Source organism: uncultured Gordonia sp. (assembly GCF_937858515.1).
In the GTDB taxonomy this organism is placed as follows: domain Bacteria; phylum Actinomycetota; class Actinomycetes; order Mycobacteriales; family Mycobacteriaceae; genus Gordonia.
On the sequence record NZ_CALLZT010000069.1, the window covers coordinates 1 to 15,409 of the forward strand.

12 protein-coding genes are annotated in these 15,409 nt (G+C 66.8%); 1 reads left to right on the plus strand and 11 read right to left on the minus strand.

Going from position 1 to position 15,409, the window contains the following annotated elements; translation table 11 throughout:
* Positions 1 to 302 precede the first annotated feature (302 nt).
* The 11 genes from tyrS to argC all read right to left on the minus strand — a co-directional run bounded on the left by tyrS (position 303) and on the right by argC (position 13,682).
* A complete protein-coding gene (tyrS, locus tag Q0627_RS06165) occupies positions 303 to 1,616 on the minus strand; it encodes a tyrosine--tRNA ligase (RefSeq protein ID WP_291014470.1) in 1,314 nt (437 codons plus the stop codon).
* Positions 1,617 to 1,707: 91 nt separating this feature from the next.
* A complete protein-coding gene (locus Q0627_RS06170) occupies positions 1,708 to 1,926 on the minus strand; it encodes a Trm112 family protein (RefSeq protein ID WP_291014458.1) in 219 nt (72 codons plus the stop codon).
* Between the two features lie 73 nt (positions 1,927 to 1,999).
* On the minus strand, positions 2,000 to 5,011 hold the full coding sequence (locus tag Q0627_RS06175; protein ID WP_291014460.1) for an AMP-binding protein: 3,012 nt from the start codon (positions 5,009 to 5,011) through the stop codon (positions 2,000 to 2,002).
* Positions 5,012 to 5,095: 84 nt separating this feature from the next.
* A complete protein-coding gene (gene argH / locus Q0627_RS06180) occupies positions 5,096 to 6,538 on the minus strand; it encodes an argininosuccinate lyase (protein WP_298808415.1) in 1,443 nt (480 codons plus the stop codon).
* Positions 6,535 to 7,734, minus strand: a complete 1,200-nt coding sequence (locus Q0627_RS06185; RefSeq protein WP_298808418.1) for an argininosuccinate synthase — start codon at positions 7,732 to 7,734, stop codon at positions 6,535 to 6,537. Before Q0627_RS06185 ends, argH begins: the two co-directional genes overlap by 4 nt.
* 106 nt (positions 7,735 to 7,840) lie before the next feature.
* Positions 7,841 to 8,371 carry an arginine repressor gene (locus Q0627_RS06190; protein WP_291014466.1) on the minus strand — a complete coding sequence of 177 codons (531 nt, stop codon included), beginning with the start codon at positions 8,369 to 8,371 and terminating at the stop codon, positions 7,841 to 7,843.
* Positions 8,371 to 9,291 carry an ornithine carbamoyltransferase gene (gene argF / locus Q0627_RS06195; RefSeq protein WP_291014468.1) on the minus strand — a complete coding sequence of 307 codons (921 nt, stop codon included), beginning with the start codon at positions 9,289 to 9,291 and terminating at the stop codon, positions 8,371 to 8,373. The genes Q0627_RS06190 and argF overlap by 1 nt, the downstream gene beginning before the upstream one ends.
* Positions 9,288 to 10,478, minus strand: a complete 1,191-nt coding sequence (locus tag Q0627_RS06200) for an acetylornithine transaminase (RefSeq protein WP_298808510.1) — start codon at positions 10,476 to 10,478, stop codon at positions 9,288 to 9,290. The genes argF and Q0627_RS06200 overlap by 4 nt, the downstream gene beginning before the upstream one ends.
* Positions 10,472 to 11,404 (minus strand): acetylglutamate kinase, encoded by a 933-nt coding sequence (argB, locus tag Q0627_RS06205; RefSeq protein ID WP_298808421.1) that lies wholly within the window; start codon positions 11,402 to 11,404, stop codon positions 10,472 to 10,474. Before argB ends, Q0627_RS06200 begins: the two co-directional genes overlap by 7 nt.
* On the minus strand, positions 11,401 to 12,648 hold the full coding sequence (gene argJ / locus Q0627_RS06210) for a bifunctional glutamate N-acetyltransferase/amino-acid acetyltransferase ArgJ (RefSeq protein ID WP_298808422.1): 1,248 nt from the start codon (positions 12,646 to 12,648) through the stop codon (positions 11,401 to 11,403). Before argJ ends, argB begins: the two co-directional genes overlap by 4 nt.
* Entirely contained in the window at positions 12,645 to 13,682 is a 1,038-nt protein-coding gene (argC, locus tag Q0627_RS06215) for an N-acetyl-gamma-glutamyl-phosphate reductase (RefSeq protein WP_298808426.1), read from the minus strand. The genes argJ and argC overlap by 4 nt, the downstream gene beginning before the upstream one ends.
* 123 nt (positions 13,683 to 13,805) lie before the next feature.
* On the opposite strand from argC, the gene Q0627_RS06220 reads away from it, so the two are divergent.
* The gene (locus Q0627_RS06220; RefSeq protein ID WP_298808428.1) at positions 13,806 to 15,404 is read left to right on the plus strand and encodes a GMC oxidoreductase; all 1,599 of its coding nucleotides are present in this window, start codon (positions 13,806 to 13,808) and stop codon (positions 15,402 to 15,404) included.
* The last annotated feature ends 5 nt before the right edge of the window (positions 15,405 to 15,409 follow it).

Here is a 15,409-nt window from a genome sequence, read left to right on the forward strand (position 1 = left end):
ACCCACCAACACCACCAACCACAACAGCCGGCGAACTTCAGCGAGCCCTGCTCAATTTTGGAGTTCGTCACCCTCTCCGGGGCAACTCCCCCAGCCTACCAGAGTCGATTTCCGCTTCGCAAATCGCGGCTCTTCGGTTCTGGTGATCACGGTCGGCTGGACCCTGCCTACGACCGCCGAGTGCAAGACTCTCGTGTCACAGACAGCCAAGCCCGCCCGGTTTCGCTTGATTCCGGGGCGGTTGCTCTCGGCGATGCTTCAACTAAGTTACACAGGCGCTAACACGAGGTCAAATCGCCTGGTCAGAAGGCAACTCGCGCGCCGGCGAAGCTCCTCTTCCCGCGGCGCACCACCAGCCATCGACCATGCAGTAGGTCGCTGTCCGACGGAACCCACTGTGGGTCGGTGATCTTGACGTTGTTGATATATGCGCCGCCTTCTTCGACAGCACGCCGGGCGGCCTTGTTGCTGTCCGACAGGCCGGTTGCGACCAGCAGTTCGATGAGGGTCGGCCGCTCGCCGCCGAAGTCTGCCACCGTGGTCTCTCCCACCGCCGCGGCGAGCGTGCTCTCGTCGAGTGCACCCAGTTCGGCCCGGCCGAACAGCGCCTGGCTGGCGAGTTCGACGGCTGCGGTCTGCTCGGCGCCGTGGATGAGCGTGGTCATCTCCGCGGCAAGTCGCTTCTGCGCCAGACGCAGGTGCGGAGTCTCGGCAGTCGCGCGTTCGAGTTCATCGATCTCATCGCGGTCCAGAAACGTGAACCAGCGCAGGTAGCGGACGACATCGGCGTCGGCGGTATTGACGAAGTACTGGTACCAGACATACGGGCTGGTGAGTTCGGGATCGAGCCATAGGCTTCCTCCGCCGGTGGACTTGCCGAACTTCTTCCCGTCGGACGAGGTGACCAGCGGAACGGTCATGGCGTGCGCCGACTCACCGTCGACCCGGCGAATGAGGTCGACGCCTCCGACGATGTTGCCCCACTGATCCGAGCCGCCGATCTGGAGCACACACCCGTACCGGCGGCGCAGTTCGAGGAAGTCGTTGGACTGCAGCAACACATAGCTGAACTCGGTGTAGCTGATGCCGTCGCTCTCCAGTCGCCGGCGGATCGTCTCCCGGGCGAGCATCACATTGACAGAGAAGTGCTTTCCGACGTCGCGCAGGAAGTCGACGGCGCTCATCTGCGAGGTCCACTGCATGTTGTCCACCAGGACCGCGCTGTTCGCCGAGTCATCGATGGCGACGAACCTGCGAAGCTGGTCGGCGATGCGGGTGGCCCACTCGGCGACGGTGTCGGTGGAGTGCATCGAGCGCTCCCCCACATCACGCGGATCACCGATAAGCCCGGTGGCGCCGCCCGCCAGTACCACGGGCCGGTGACCGGCGAGCTGGAAGCGCCGCAAGGTGAGCAACGGGACCAGATGGCCTGCGTGCAGGCTCGACGCCGTCGGGTCGAACCCGGCGTACAGCGAGATCGGCGCACTCAAGGCGGACCGCAGTTCGTCGATGTCTGTCGACTGGGCGATCAGCCCGCGCCAGGTGAGCTCGTCGATGAGGTCATCGTGGCCGGGACCCGTGGGTTCGGCCTCGGAGCTGTCACCGGACTGCTGAATCTGGTCTGTCGTCACGGGTCAATCCTGCCATCTACCGCGAACGCCACCGACACCACCGGACCCGACGTCCGAGTACCCGACGACCGCACTGTCAGTGGGACGAACTCAAGTGCGCGTGTTCGGCGTCGTCCGTCACCGAACGCGCATCGCTGACCAGCATGTCCGGGATGCCGTCGGCGTCGATCGGGTACGCGACGCGCAACCGCGGGTTGTAGAGTTCGTCGCCCGCGTCGAGCAGCGGACCGTGATCCTGCGGACATACCAGACGCTCCCGGACGACCTGCGGGATCGACCCTGCCCGTGTGCTCACGCGATTCCTCTTTCATTGACGTCACCGGTGCGGTGTCCGGCAGGTCGCCGGCCGAATGCCACCCTATCGGCGATCAGCGCGACACACTCGGCTGGTCCCGGCGTTGCAATGTCCGGTGGGACCAGTCGATCTCCGCCGCGATGTTCTTTGTGTAGCGCCGGTAGCGGCCCTCGTCGTCCCGATACCAGACCTTGAGGCCCGGTTCGGGAATACCGTTCGCCGCGAGCGCGGCGGCTAGTGGCCGGTACGAACTCGACACGGGGATTTCATCGACCACGCAGATCAGATGCGGTCGCAGTGCCGCCGGTACCTCACCGAGAGCGAGACGCAAAGCGGTAACCGTCAACGAGTCCGCCGATGCGCCTGTGCGCAGGGTGAGGGCAGCGACCATGATCTGGCTACCGGCCTCGCCCACCGGGTACGCGGCCACCTGATCGACGCCGTCGACCTGGGAGAGGTGATACTCGACCGGCGGACTGAACAGCGGACCGTCGGCGCTGTGGATCACCCGATCCAGTGCCGACACCAACCACAGGTCGTTATCCACGTCACGCACGAACAGCTGCGGGACGACCTCCCAGCGGTCACCGGGCGCGAACACACCACGCAGGACGGTTCCGTTGGTGTCGAAGCGGTGTGTTGCTCGCGAGAGCAGCAGGCCGGGCATTCCGGCATCCGCTTTCCGCACGAATCCGGAGTCGTCGATGATCAGACGATCGTTGGCCACATCCCAGGCCGCCAGTTCGACGTGGTTCGTTCCGGGCAGCGACTGTCCCATCGCGCCCGGCTTGTCGCCGGCGACGTTGGCCAGGATCACCGAACCGTCCGCGGTGGCGAAGAACTCCAGGACCCGGGCCCTCGGGAAGGTGTCGGTGACGTCGTTCCAGAGTCCGCCAGGCATCCCCGAACCCATGAACAGCCGGATCGGGTTGTAGCGATTGATCTGCAGATCGTCCGCGCGGATCACTTCCCGCAGCATCGACCAGGTGTACGACACGACGGTGACGCCGTATCGATCGATCTCGGCGGCGAACGTCTCCGGTTCGATGGCATTCGAGAGGGCGATCCTGGACCGTCCGGCGACGGCCGCGCCGATAGTGGTCAGCAGACCCGACGCGTGATGCAGCGGCGGGAGGCAGTAGACGGTGTCGCGGTCGGTCAGCGCAGCTGCCGACGCGGCACCGAAAGCGGACATCGCGAACCTGTGGTTGGTGACGCGCCACGGGTTGAGCTTGCCGCCCGACCGGGTGAACAGGATGAAGGCCACGTCACCGGCGACACCGGGATCGGGCCGGTACCACTTCGGGATCTCGACGGCGGACGGCTCGATCTGTTCCATGTCGACCACGGATGTACCGTCGGCTCCGGCGATCCGGCGCGACTGGCCGCTGCCACCGCCGAGAACGAGTACGTGGTCGCAACCCGAACGCGCCGCTTCCAGATTGTCGGGGTCGGTGACGACGGCCGCACAATGCGTCACACGCAGCATCTCCCCCAGATCGGCGTCGGGCGACAGCATCACGGCGACCGCACCGAGCCGCGACAGCGCGGCGACGACAACCAGTGCGCTGGGACGCGTCTCCATCAGCACACCAATCGGGGTTCCGGGCCGGATACCGCAGTGGATCAGGCCCGCGACGACGTTGTTGATGCGAGTGTTCACCTGTCGGTGCGTGAGAACCCGATTCTCGAACAGGAACAGCTCTTTGTCACCGCCGCGCTTGGTGTTCTCCGACATCAGCTTGCCCAGCGAGATCTGGGTGTCGGCCTGAATCTGTCCCATGCGGCTGAGCATCATCGGCACGCTGCGCACTGACTCGCGCGCCACGGCCACAGTGGTGCGCTGCAGCGAACCGGCCGCATCGGCGATGTCCTTGGTCAGATTGGCTCCGGCCATCGCCACCGACCCGAAACCGTGCGTCAACCGCGAAGACAGACTGACGCCGGATCCCTGGCCGCCTTCGGGTACCTCGGCCATCTTCTCGATGACCTCGGGCCGGGGGCCGATGCCCTCGTGCCAGTTGATCCATTCGGCGGTTGTCGGCCACGAGTGCGCACCCGCGGCACTACCCACCACCAGTCCGAAATGCCCGACCGGCATGGTGGATTCGTAAACCTCGGCGCGGGAGGCGGCCCGGACGATACCGCGCACGGCCACCGGCTGTCCGATGTCGTCGGCGGTGCCCACGAACGCGAGGATCGGCATCGTGAGTTCGGTGAGAGACACCAGCACACCGTCGATCACGAAGCCGCCCGACATCATCCGGTTGTGGGCCACGAATTGGCGCAGCAACTCGGCGATCGCCGGACCGGACCAGGCCACCCAGCCGTCGACCTCAAGGAACCTGCGTGCTTCCTCTCGTGGCAGCAGTGCGTCGCGGTCGTGGAGTTTGCGCAGGAAGTCGATCCGGCCCTTGATCGTCTTCACCGGATCGAGCATCTGAAAACCGGTGCGCGACATCCAACCCGGGATCCACAGCCGGTTGACCACATTGTCGGCGAGGAACTCCGAGACCGGTGCGGCGATGGATGCGGGAACATGCATCGGCAGGCCACCGAGCACATCGACCGGGCTGCCGTAGCTGGTGATGCTCTTGATGTTCTTGGATTGCCGGTACGAGGCCGCCTGGTAGGCGAACATACCGCCCTGCGAGTAGCCCGAGAGGTGGATGTCGCGGCCCGCGGTCTCGACGACGATGTCGATCGCCCGGTTGACCGCCAGCACGTGGTCGGCCAGCGTGCGCTCGAGCCCGCCCTCCTCCGCGTCGGGTGATCCGAAGTCGATCACCCACGGGATGATGCCGTGCTGGTGCAGGATCGACACCGCTCCATTGGTCTCGGTGACGTCGTAGACGTTGGCGGCCACCATCAGCGGTGGGATAAGCAAGACATGCGGACCTGTTCCCGGGTCGTCGGGAAAGTACCGCCGGAGCCGGAACATCGGCTCGTTCTCGGCAACGATGAACGGTGTGGGATCGATCCCGGTGTCGAGTGAGCCGAAGCGCAGTACCTCCAGCCCGTTCTGTGCGGTGGCGAGCACGCGCTCGACCGCGGCGCCCACACCAGGAATTCCGAATCCCACCATCTTCACCCAACTCCTACCTGGTCAAGCGACCCACATGTCACGGCGTGCGCTCACTGTACCCACTTGAACGCGATGCGAGCACCGCTACCGTCTCGCACCGGCCGGCCACCGGTCACGAAGACCGGGTAACGCCTCCGAGATGACCGCGAGTTGCCGCCGGACCTGACTGGACGACGTTCCGCCCAGAGCATCGCGAGACTCGATCGACCCACGCACCGTCAGCACGTCCCGGACCTCGGGTGTGAGTGCCGGATCAATACCCGCGAGCACCTCGTCGTCGAGATCGTCGAGACCGACCCCTCGCGACTCCGCGGCACGCACGCACGCACCGGCCACCTCATGTGCCACCCGGAACGGAACTCCCTGCCGGACAAGCCATTCAGCGATGTCCGTCGCCAGCGTGAAGCCGGCCGGGGCGAGTTCGGCCATCCGGTCCGCATGGAACTCGAGCGTGGCCACCAGGCCGGTGATCGCGGGTAGCAGCAGATCCAGCTGCGCCACCGCGTCGAAGACCGGCTCCTTGTCCTCCTGCAGGTCACGGTTGTAGGCCAGCGGTTGTGCTTTGAGAGTCGCCAACAGACCCGTCAGATCGCCGATGAGGCGGCCTGTCTTGCCGCGGGCCAGCTCGGCGACATCGGGATTCTTCTTCTGCGGCATGATCGAACTTCCGGTGGACCATGCGTCCGCCAATGTGACGTACCCGAATTCCGGTGTGCTCCAGATGATGATCTCTTCGCTCAGGCGCGACAAGTCCACCGCGATCATCGTGAACACGAACAGCGCCTCGGCGGCGAAATCCCGCGACGATGTCGCGTCGATCGAGTTCTCGGCCGCCGCGGAGAATCCGAGATCGGCCGCGATCGCAGCCGGGTCCAGACCCAGCGACGAACCGGCCAGGGCCCCGGACCCGTACGGGGACACCGCGGTCCGGCGGTCCGCATCGGCGAGGCGGTCGACATCACGCAGCAGCGGCTGGGCGTGCGCGAGCAGATGGTGCGCCAGCAGCACCGGCTGTGCGGCCTGCAGGTGCGTCTTACCGGGCATCACCACATCGGGATGGGCCGCGGCCTGACCGGTGAGGGCCTCGACGACGTCGAGCACCCCTGACCCCACCCGTCGCATCGCATCGCGCAACCACATCCGGAACAGCGTGGCCACCTGGTCATTGCGGGACCGGCCGGCGCGCAGGCGACCTCCCAGTTCGGCACCGACGCGCTCGATGAGCCCGCGTTCGAGCGCACCGTGCACGTCCTCGTCGGATTCGGCGGGCGCGAAGGTGCCGTCGGCGACGTCGGCCGCGAGCCGGTCCAGGCCTGCCAGCATCGCGGTCAGGTCGTCGTCGACTAGCAGACCCGCCTTGTTCAGCACGCGGGCGTGCGCCTTGGATGCCTCGATGTCATAGGGAGCCAGCACCCAGTCGAAGTGTGTCGACTTGCTCAGCGCCGCCATGGCGGCGGCCGGTCCGTCGGCGAACCGGCCGCCCCACAGGGAACCCTCGTTGGTGCCCCCGCCCGCGTCGCCGGTCACAGACCCAGGTCCCGCTTGGCCGAGATCTTGGACGAAAGTCCGTGCAGCTCAACGAAACCACGAGCCGCGGACTGGTCGAAGCTGTCGCCCTCGTCATAGGTGGCGAGGTTGAAGTCGTACAGCGACTCGCTGCTGCGCCGGCCGGTGGCCGCGATATGGCCGCCGTGCAGGACCAGCCGGATGTCGCCACTGACGTGCGCCTGAGTGGCGTCGACAAAGGCCGCCAGCGAGCGGCGCAGCGGAGAGAACCACAGGCCGTCGTACACCAGCTCGGCCCACTTGCGGTCGGTACCGCGCTTGTAGCGGCCGAGTTCGCGTTCGATGGTGACGTGTTCGAGTTCCTCGTGGGCGCGGATCAGCACCATCGCGCCCGGCGCCTCGTACACCTCGCGGCTCTTGATGCCGACGAGCCGGTCCTCGACCACGTCGAGACGACCGACACCTTGCGCACCCGCGCGACGATTCAGTTCGACGATCGCCTCCAGCACCGACACCGGGCGGCCGTCGATGGCGACGGGCTTGCCCTTGTCGAAGCTGATGATGACCTCGTCGGGCGACTGCCAGTTGAGCGTCGGGTCGTCGGTGTAGTCGTAGACGTCCTTGGTGGGTGCGTTCCACAGGTCTTCGAGGAAGCCGGTTTCGACGGCGCGGCCCCACACGTTCTGGTCGATCGAGAACGGCGACTTCTTGGTGACGTTGATCGGGATGGCGTTCTCCTCGGCGAACGCGATCGCCTTCTCCCGGGTCCACGCGTAGTCACGCACCGGCGCGAGCACATCGAGATCGGGTGCGAGAGTGGCGAAGGCGACCTCGAACCGCACCTGGTCGTTGCCCTTGCCGGTGCAGCCGTGCGCGACGACGGTGCCGCCGTGATTGCGGGCCGCCTGCACGAGGTGCTTGGCGATCAGCGGCCGCGAGAGCGCCGATACCAGCGGGTACCGGTCCATGTACAAGGCGTTCGAGGTGATGGCCGGCAGGCAGTACTCGTCGGCGAACTCGTCGCGGGCGTCGACCACCACGGCCTCTACGGCACCGCAGTCGAGAGCACGCTGACGCACCACCTCCATGTCCTCGCCGCCCTGGCCGAGATCGAGGGCCACGGCCACGACCTCCTTGCCGGTTTCCTTCTGGATCCAGCTGATGGCGACGGAGGTGTCGAGGCCGCCGGAGTAGGCGAGAACAACGCGTTCGGTCATGGGATGTGCGCTCCTTTGTGTCGAGAGGAAAGTCTATTGAGTGCTGATGACTCGTGTGTTCGGGGGATGTGGTCACCTGGGAGTGGTCTGGTCGATGTCGGGCCGGTTACACCAGGCCCTCGATTCGCCGGGCCAGGCCGGCACCGTCGAGCGGCTCGCGGGCCACCACGAGGATCGTGTCGTCGCCGGCGATGGTGCCGACGATGTCGGACAGACTCGCCCGATCGATCGCGCTGGCCAGGTAGTGCGCGGCCCCAGGCGGAGTGCGCAGCACTGCGAGGTTGCCGCTGGCGTCGGTGGAGACGAGCAGTTCGGACAGCAGCCGCGCGAGCCGGTCGGTGCCGCCGGCCACCCCGCGGACCGGTGACCCGTCCTCGGGAACGACGTAGATGCCCGCACCTCCGTCCGCCGCCCGCAGCTTGACCGCCCCCAACTCGTCGAGGTCCCGGGACAGCGTCGCCTGTGTCGCCTCTACGCCCTCTGCGGCCAGCAGTTGCTGCAGCGCCGACTGGCTGCGGACCTGATGGGTGGACAACAGAGTGACGATCAGTGCGTGCCGGCCCGCCCGGGTCTGTGCGAGCCGGGACTCCGGCAGGCGACCGGTGGCATCGGCGGCGGGGGTGTCGGGCGCGACCACTACTGCCCCAGCAACCAGATCAGCAGGGCCTTCTGCGCGTGTAGTCGGTTCTCCGCCTCATCGAAGACGACGCTGGCCGGTCCGTCGATCACCTCGTCGGTGATCTCGTCACCCCGGTGCGCGGGAAGGCAATGCAGCACAATCGCTTCCGGATCGGCCAGGGCCAGCAGTTCGGTGTTGATCTGATACGGCCGGAACGGGGCGCGCCGGTCCTTGCCGTCGCTTTCCTGCCCCATCGACACCCAGGTGTCGGTGACGAGCACGTCCGCGCCGGTCGCGGCGGCCCGGGGATCGCGTTCGAGGGTGATGGATCCACCTGTGGCAGCGGCACGTTCGCGAGTCGCGTCGATGACGGCCGGGTCCGGGTCGAATCCTTCGGGAGCCGAGATCGTGACGTGCATCCCGGCGGTGACCCCGCCGAGTGCCAGCGAATGCGCCATGTTGTTGGCACCGTCGCCCAGGTAGGTCATCGTCAGGCCTGCGGTGCGTCCCTTGCGTTCGATGATGGTCTGCAGGTCGGCCAGGATCTGGCACGGATGCCACATGTCCGACAGGGCGTTGATCACCGGCACCGAGGCCTGCGACGCCATCGCTTCGAGCCGCTCATGTCCGGAGGTGCGCCACACGATCGCCTCGACGAACCGGGACAGCACGCGGGCGGTGTCCTCGATGGTCTCGTCGCGGCCGAGCTGGGTGGTGGTGCCGTCGACGACCACCGCGTGGCCGCCGAGCTGGGCGACGCCGAGCTCGAACGAGAACCGGGTGCGGGTGGAGTTCTTGTCGAAGATCACGCCCACGCCACGCGGCCCTTCGAGCGGCCGTGCACCGAACGGGTCGGCCTTGACGGAGGCCGCAAGGGCAAGTATCTGTGCCTGTTCCTCGGGGGTGACGTCGTCGTCACGCAAGAAGTGCCGGGTCACTGTGGTGCCTCCTGGTCGCGCGTTGCCGCGTCAAGGATCGCCGGCAGTGCGCCGACGAATTGTCTGCCCTGATCCTCGGTGAGAATGAGTGGTGGCGCGAGTCGCAGCACGTCGGGCGCGGGCGCGTTGATCAGATAGCCCGCGTCGCGTGCCGCCATCTCGACGGCCGATGAGATGGGCTGCGCCAGAGTCACCCCGAGCAGCAGCCCTGCGCCACGGACGCCGGTCACCATCGGATGACCGAGTTCCTCGATACCGGCGGCGATCGTCTTACCCACTGCCGCAACGTGATCGGTGAGTCCGTCGTCGTCGATCGTGTTGATGACGGCGAGCGCTGCGGCCGCTGCAACGGGGTTACCGCCGAAGGTGGTGCCGTGCTGACCCGGCCCGAACAGGTCGGCGGCCGGTCCGGTGGCCAGGACGGTGCCGATCGGCAGTCCTCCGCCGAGTCCCTTGGCGAGGGTGAGTATGTCGGGAACGATGCCGGCGTTCTGGTGCGCGAAGAATGCCCCGGTGCGGGCGACGCCGGTCTGTACTTCGTCGAGGATCAGCAGGGCGCCGCGTTCGGCGGTGATCCGTCTGGCGTGCGCGAGATAGTCCGCGGGCGGCACGATCACGCCGGCCTCACCCTGGATGGGCTCGAGGATGACCGCGGCGGTCCGATCGGTGACGGCGGTGTCCAGTGCGTCGGCGTCACCGTACGGAACGAACCGGACGCCGGGCGGCATCGGTTCGAACGGGGCGCGCTTAGCCGGCTGGCCGGTCATGGCCAGCGCTCCCATGGTTCGTCCGTGAAAGCCCATCTCGGCGGCGACGATCTCGGGACGTCCGGTGAGCCGGGCCAGTTTGAACGCGGCCTCATTGGCCTCGGTGCCGGAGTTGCAGAAGAACGCCTTGCCCGGATGCCCGAACTTGTCGAGCAACTGCTCGGCGAGTTCGACGACGCGCGGATTGATGTACAGGTTGGACACGTGGCCGAGGGTGCCGAGCTGTTCGGTGACGGCCTCGATGATCGCCGGGTGGGCGTGACCGAGCGCGTTGACGGCGATACCGCCCAGTAAGTCGAGGTACTCGCGCCCGTCGGCGTCGGTGACGACGGCTCCCTTGCCGCCCACCAGTGCCAGCGGCGGGGTTCCATAGTTGTTCATCAGCGATGCGGACCACCGCTGCGCCAGAGTTGTCATGATTCGGTCCGATCGGTGGTGCCAGGAACGACTCTGGTTCCGGCTGAGCTGGAAGTGAGGAGTTCGGCGAGGACGGCGTGCGGCACGCGGCCGTCGACGACGTGGGCGCGCTCGACGCCACCGCCGACAGCGCGCAGGCATGCCTCCATCTTCGGAATCATGCCCGAATCCAGCTTCGGCAGAAGACCTTCGAGTTCGCCGGTGGTGATCGAGGACACCAGCGACGTGCGATCGGGCCAATCGGTGTAGAGACCCTCGACGTCGGTGAGCATCACCAGTCGCGCCGCGCCGAGTGCCTCTGCGAGCGCACCGGCGGCGGTGTCGGCGTTGATGTTGTGCACAACGCCATCGGAGTCCGGCGCGATCGTGGAGACCACCGGGATGCGTCCTGCGGCAACCAGATCGAGCACCGCCGACGTGTTGACGGAAGTGATGTCGCCGACCAGCCCGATGTCGGTGGCCACACCGTCGACCTGGACGGTGCGCCGGGTGGCGGTGAACAGGTGTGCGTCCTCACCGGTGATTCCGACGGCGTACGGACCGTGGGCATTGATGAGTCCGACCAGTTCGCGGCCGACCTGACCGAACAGCACCATCCGCGCCACATCCATCACCTCGGGGGTGGTGACGCGGAATCCGCCGCGGAACTCTCCTTGGAGGCCAAGACGCTTGAGCATCGCCGAGATCTGCGGGCCGCCGCCGTGCACGACGACCGGGTGCATGCCGCAGGCCCGCAGGAACACCATGTCCGCGGCGAAGGCGGCCTTGAGCCGGTCGTCGACCATGGCGTTGCCGCCGTACTTGACGACGATGGTCGCCCCATGCAGTTCCTGTAGCTCGGGAAGCGATTCGGCGAGAACGGCCGCTTTGTCGACGGCTCTCAACTCCGTGTCCCTGAACTCTGTGTCCCTGAATGTGTTGTCGCTCATGACGAATACGCCGAGTTCTCTTCGACGTACGCATGCGAGAGGTCGGTGGTGCGCACCGATGCCGTCGCATCACCGAGACCGAGGTCGACGATCACGTCGACATCCTCACCCGACAGATCGACGTCGCGGGCGCCGTCGACACCGTATCCGTTGCGGCACACGGCCTGTCCGTTGAACGAGACCGAGATGATGTCGGGATCGACCGTGACGGGCGAGATACCCACGGCCGCAAGCACTCTGCCCCAGTTGGGATCGGCGCCGAACAGTGCCGTCTTGACCAGCGAATCGCGGGCCACCGCGCGCGCCACCGTCACCGCGTCGTCCTCGGTGACCGCACCGGTGACGGTGATGACGATGCGTTTGGTCACGCCTTCGCCGTCGGCCTGCATCTGCGCCGCAAGGTCGTCACAGACCGCGAACACCGCGGCGTCGAGGTCGGTCTGGTCGGCGGGAATGCCGCTCGCCCCCGAACTGAGCAGCAGCACAGTGTCGTTGGTGGAGGTCGACCCGTCGACATCGAGCCTGTCGAAGGTCTTGCCGGCGGCAGCGCGCAATGCGGCGTCGAGTTGTTCGGTGGTGGCGACGGCGTCGGTGGTCAGTACCACCAGCATCGTCGCGAGCGACGGAGCCATCATGCCGGCACCTTTGCCCATGCCGCCGACGTTCCAGCCCTGAGGATGGTGCAGCGCAACCTGTTTGGGCACGGTGTCGGTGGTCATGATGGCGTGCGCGGCGTCGGTTCCGCCGGACAGCCCGCCGGCCATTTCGTGCACGATCTCGGTGACCCCGGCCAGGACCTTGTCCATGGGCAGCCGGTCGCCGATGAGGCCCGTCGAGCACACGGCGACCTCGACCGCGCCGGTTTCGGTGCCCCAGTTACTAAGCGTTTCGGCGACCGCTTCGGCGGTCTTGTGGGCGTCCTGGAACCCGCCGGGACCGGTGCAGGCGTTGGCGCCACCGGAATTGAGGATGACCGCCCGGAGCCGCCCGGTGGTCATGACCTGCGTGCTCCACAGGACGGGGGCCGCTTTCACCTGGTTACGGGTGAATACTCCGGCCGCCGAGTATTCGGGACCCTCATTGAAAACCAGTGCGAGATCGGGTTTTCCGGACTTCTTGATACCCGCGGCCAAGCCCGCGGCCCGGAAACCGAGGGGTGCGGTCACGCCCTGGCCGCGAACGATCCGCGGTGCGTCCAGCGGTACGCCGCCTTCGATCCGGTCGACGTTCTCGTTATCGGTCATGGTGCCACTCCCACGGTCGAAAGCCCTTCGGTCTCATCCCAGCCGAGGGCGAGGTTCATTGATTGCACGGCGGCTCCGCCGGTGCCTTTTGCCAGATTGTCGATGGCGCCGACCACCACGAGTGTTCCCGCCCGCTCGTCGACGGTCACTTGCAGTGTCACCGCGTTGGATCCGATGACGTTCCCGGTCGCCGGAAGTTGCCCTTCGGGCAGGAGGTGGATGAAAGGTTCGTCGGCGTAGGCCTTTTCGTAGACCGCGCGAATCTCGTCGGCCGACGCGGTGGTCTTGGCCGTGCAGGTCGCCAGGATGCCCCGGGAGGTCGGTACGAGCACCGGTGTAAACGACACGGTGACAGGAAGATTCGCGGCATCGGAAAGTTCCTGCGAGATCTCCGGGGTGTGCCGATGCACTCCCCCGACACCGTAGGCCCGCGACGATCCGATGACCTCGGACGCCAGCAGATCCACCTTCGGAGCCCTTCCGGCACCGGAGGTTCCACTCACCGCGACGATCGTCACATGCGGCTCGATGAGTCCGGCGGCCATCGCGGGCCGCAGCGCAAGGATCGACACCGTCGGATAGCAGCCCGGAACAGCGATCCGCGATGCGCTACTCAGTGCCTCCCTGTTCCCGGGCAGTTCGGGCAGCCCGTACGGCCAGGTGCCGGCGTGGTCGCCGCCGTAGTACCGGGCCCAGTCGTCGGCGTTTCGCAGCCGGAAATCGGCGCCACAGTCGACGACGATCGTCGTTGGCGGCAAGGCGTTGGCGATGGTGGCCGACTGCCCGTGCGGCAGACCGAGGAACACGACGTCGTGTCCGGCCAGAGTGTCGGGCGCGGTCTCCTGCAATATCCGGTCGGCGAGCGGAAGTAGGTGCGGATGCTGCGTGCCGAGCGCGCTGCCGGCGTTTCCGCCGGCCGTCAGTGCGCCTATCTCCAGGTCACCCGATCGCAGACGTGGATGTCCGAGAAGCAGGCGCAGGATCTCCCCGCCCGCGTAGCCACTGGCACCGGCGACAGCCACTCTGATGGTCATGCAATCATTATGCACAACGATGCAAATCAATTCACCAACCCGCCGTGCGCTGCAAATCCCATTGCACACCTGAGCATGGCTTAGGACTTCCTAAGTTAGTGTCACCTTGGGTACGTTCTCCTGGTGACCTCTGAAAGCGTCCGGACCGCGACGGTCTCCCGTCGGCGAGTCCTGCAGGCAACCGCAGCCCTCGGCGCCCTCGGCGCGCTCGGCTCCACCCGCACCCCCGCCACCGCGGTGCCCGACGGAGCGGGCAAGACCGCCGCCGTCATCGGCACCGGATTCGGCGGCTCCGTCGCCGCACTCCGGCTCGGCCAGGCCGGATTCCGGACCACCGTGTTCGAGCGGGGCCGGCGCTGGGATATCCGCAAGGACGGCAATACCTTCCCCTCCATCACCAGGCTCGACGGCCGCGCATCGTGGTTCGGCGGCCAGGTCGGCCTCGGCGGACCTGCGGGAATCCCCGTCGCCAAGTACCCGGGTCTGCTCGACCAGATCAAAGGCAACGGCATCGACTCGGTGTACGGCGCCGGTGTCGGCGGTGGCTCGCTCGTCTTCGGCGCCTTCACCTCGACTCCCCGCAAGCAGGACTTCGAGCACGTCTTTCCCGGTGGCACCGGCTATGACGAACTCAAGCGCGTGTACTACCCGCGAGCCCTGAAGATGCTCAACGCGTCCAAGCTGCCCGCCGACATCCTCGCCCACCCCAACTATGTCGGCGCCCGGTCGTGGGCCAAGACGGTGCGCCGCTACGGTGCGCACCTGCGTACCTTCGAATACGCGGTCGACTGGGACATCGTGCGTGCCGAGCTCGCGGGTCGGGCCACGCCGTCATTCAGCATCGGTGAGATGGGGTTCGGCGCCAACAGCGGAGCCAAGAACTCCACCGACCACAATTATCTGCCGGCTGCCGAACGCACCGGCAACGTGACCATCAAGCCGATGCACGAGGTGTTCGAGATCCGGCCCCGCGGCAACCGGCCCGGGTTCGTCGTCAAAGCCCGCGAGATCGACTACCAGCACCGCACCGTGCGCATCGTCACTGCTGACGTCGACTATGTGTTCCTGGGTGCGGGCTCGTTCCACACCACCCGGCTGCTCGTCGAGGCCAGGGCAAAGGGTCATCTGCCCAAGTTGTCGGGCAAGATCGGCGACGGATTCGGCGCCAACGGCGACTTCCTCACCGCCCGCACGGGTCTGACCGACGACTACGGACCGGTCCAGGGCGGCCCCGGATACGGGCGATTCTACGACGACGACTTTCCCGGCGGCCCGGTCTCGATGGTGTACCACTCCACCCCGCTGCCGTACCCCACCGGAAAACTGCTGACCACCAACCTGATTCAGGTGTTCAGTCCCGAGCGCGGCACCATCGACTACAACCGGTCGACGGGGACGGCCGAACTGAACTATCCGTTCGCCGAACACACCAGCATCCTCGACCGGCGCGGCAACTCTTTCGCCAACCATTTCGCGCGGCGTGCGGGCGGCGTGCCGATCGTGTCGCGGCTCGCGGGCTTCGGCTCGGCAAGCACGTACCACGGACTCGGCGGGGTGGTGATCAACCAGGCCGCAGACCTCAATGGCGCGGTCCGCGGCTACGACAACCTGTACGTCGTCGACGGGGCATTCATGCCCGGCGAGGTCGGCCTGGTCAACCCGTCGCTGACCATCGCTGCGACCGCCGAACGCACGATGGACCGTTTCGTGGCGACCCACTGACGCCC

Bases quoted from the DNA above. Each gene is read 5' to 3' on its own strand.
- argJ (WP_298808422.1), bottom strand. From the start codon at position 12,648: ATGACCGATAACGAGAACGTCGACCGGATCGAAGGCGGCGTACCGCTG.
- argB (WP_298808421.1), bottom strand. From the start codon at position 11,404: ATGAGCGACAACACATTCAGGGACACAGAGTTCAGGGACACGGAGTTG.
- argC (WP_298808426.1), bottom strand. From the start codon at position 13,682: ATGACCATCAGAGTGGCTGTCGCCGGTGCCAGTGGCTACGCGGGCGGG.
- Q0627_RS06185 (WP_298808418.1), bottom strand. From the start codon at position 7,734: ATGACCGAACGCGTTGTTCTCGCCTACTCCGGCGGCCTCGACACCTCC.
- Q0627_RS06175 (WP_291014460.1), bottom strand. From the start codon at position 5,011: ATGGTGGGATTCGGAATTCCTGGTGTGGGCGCCGCGGTCGAGCGCGTG.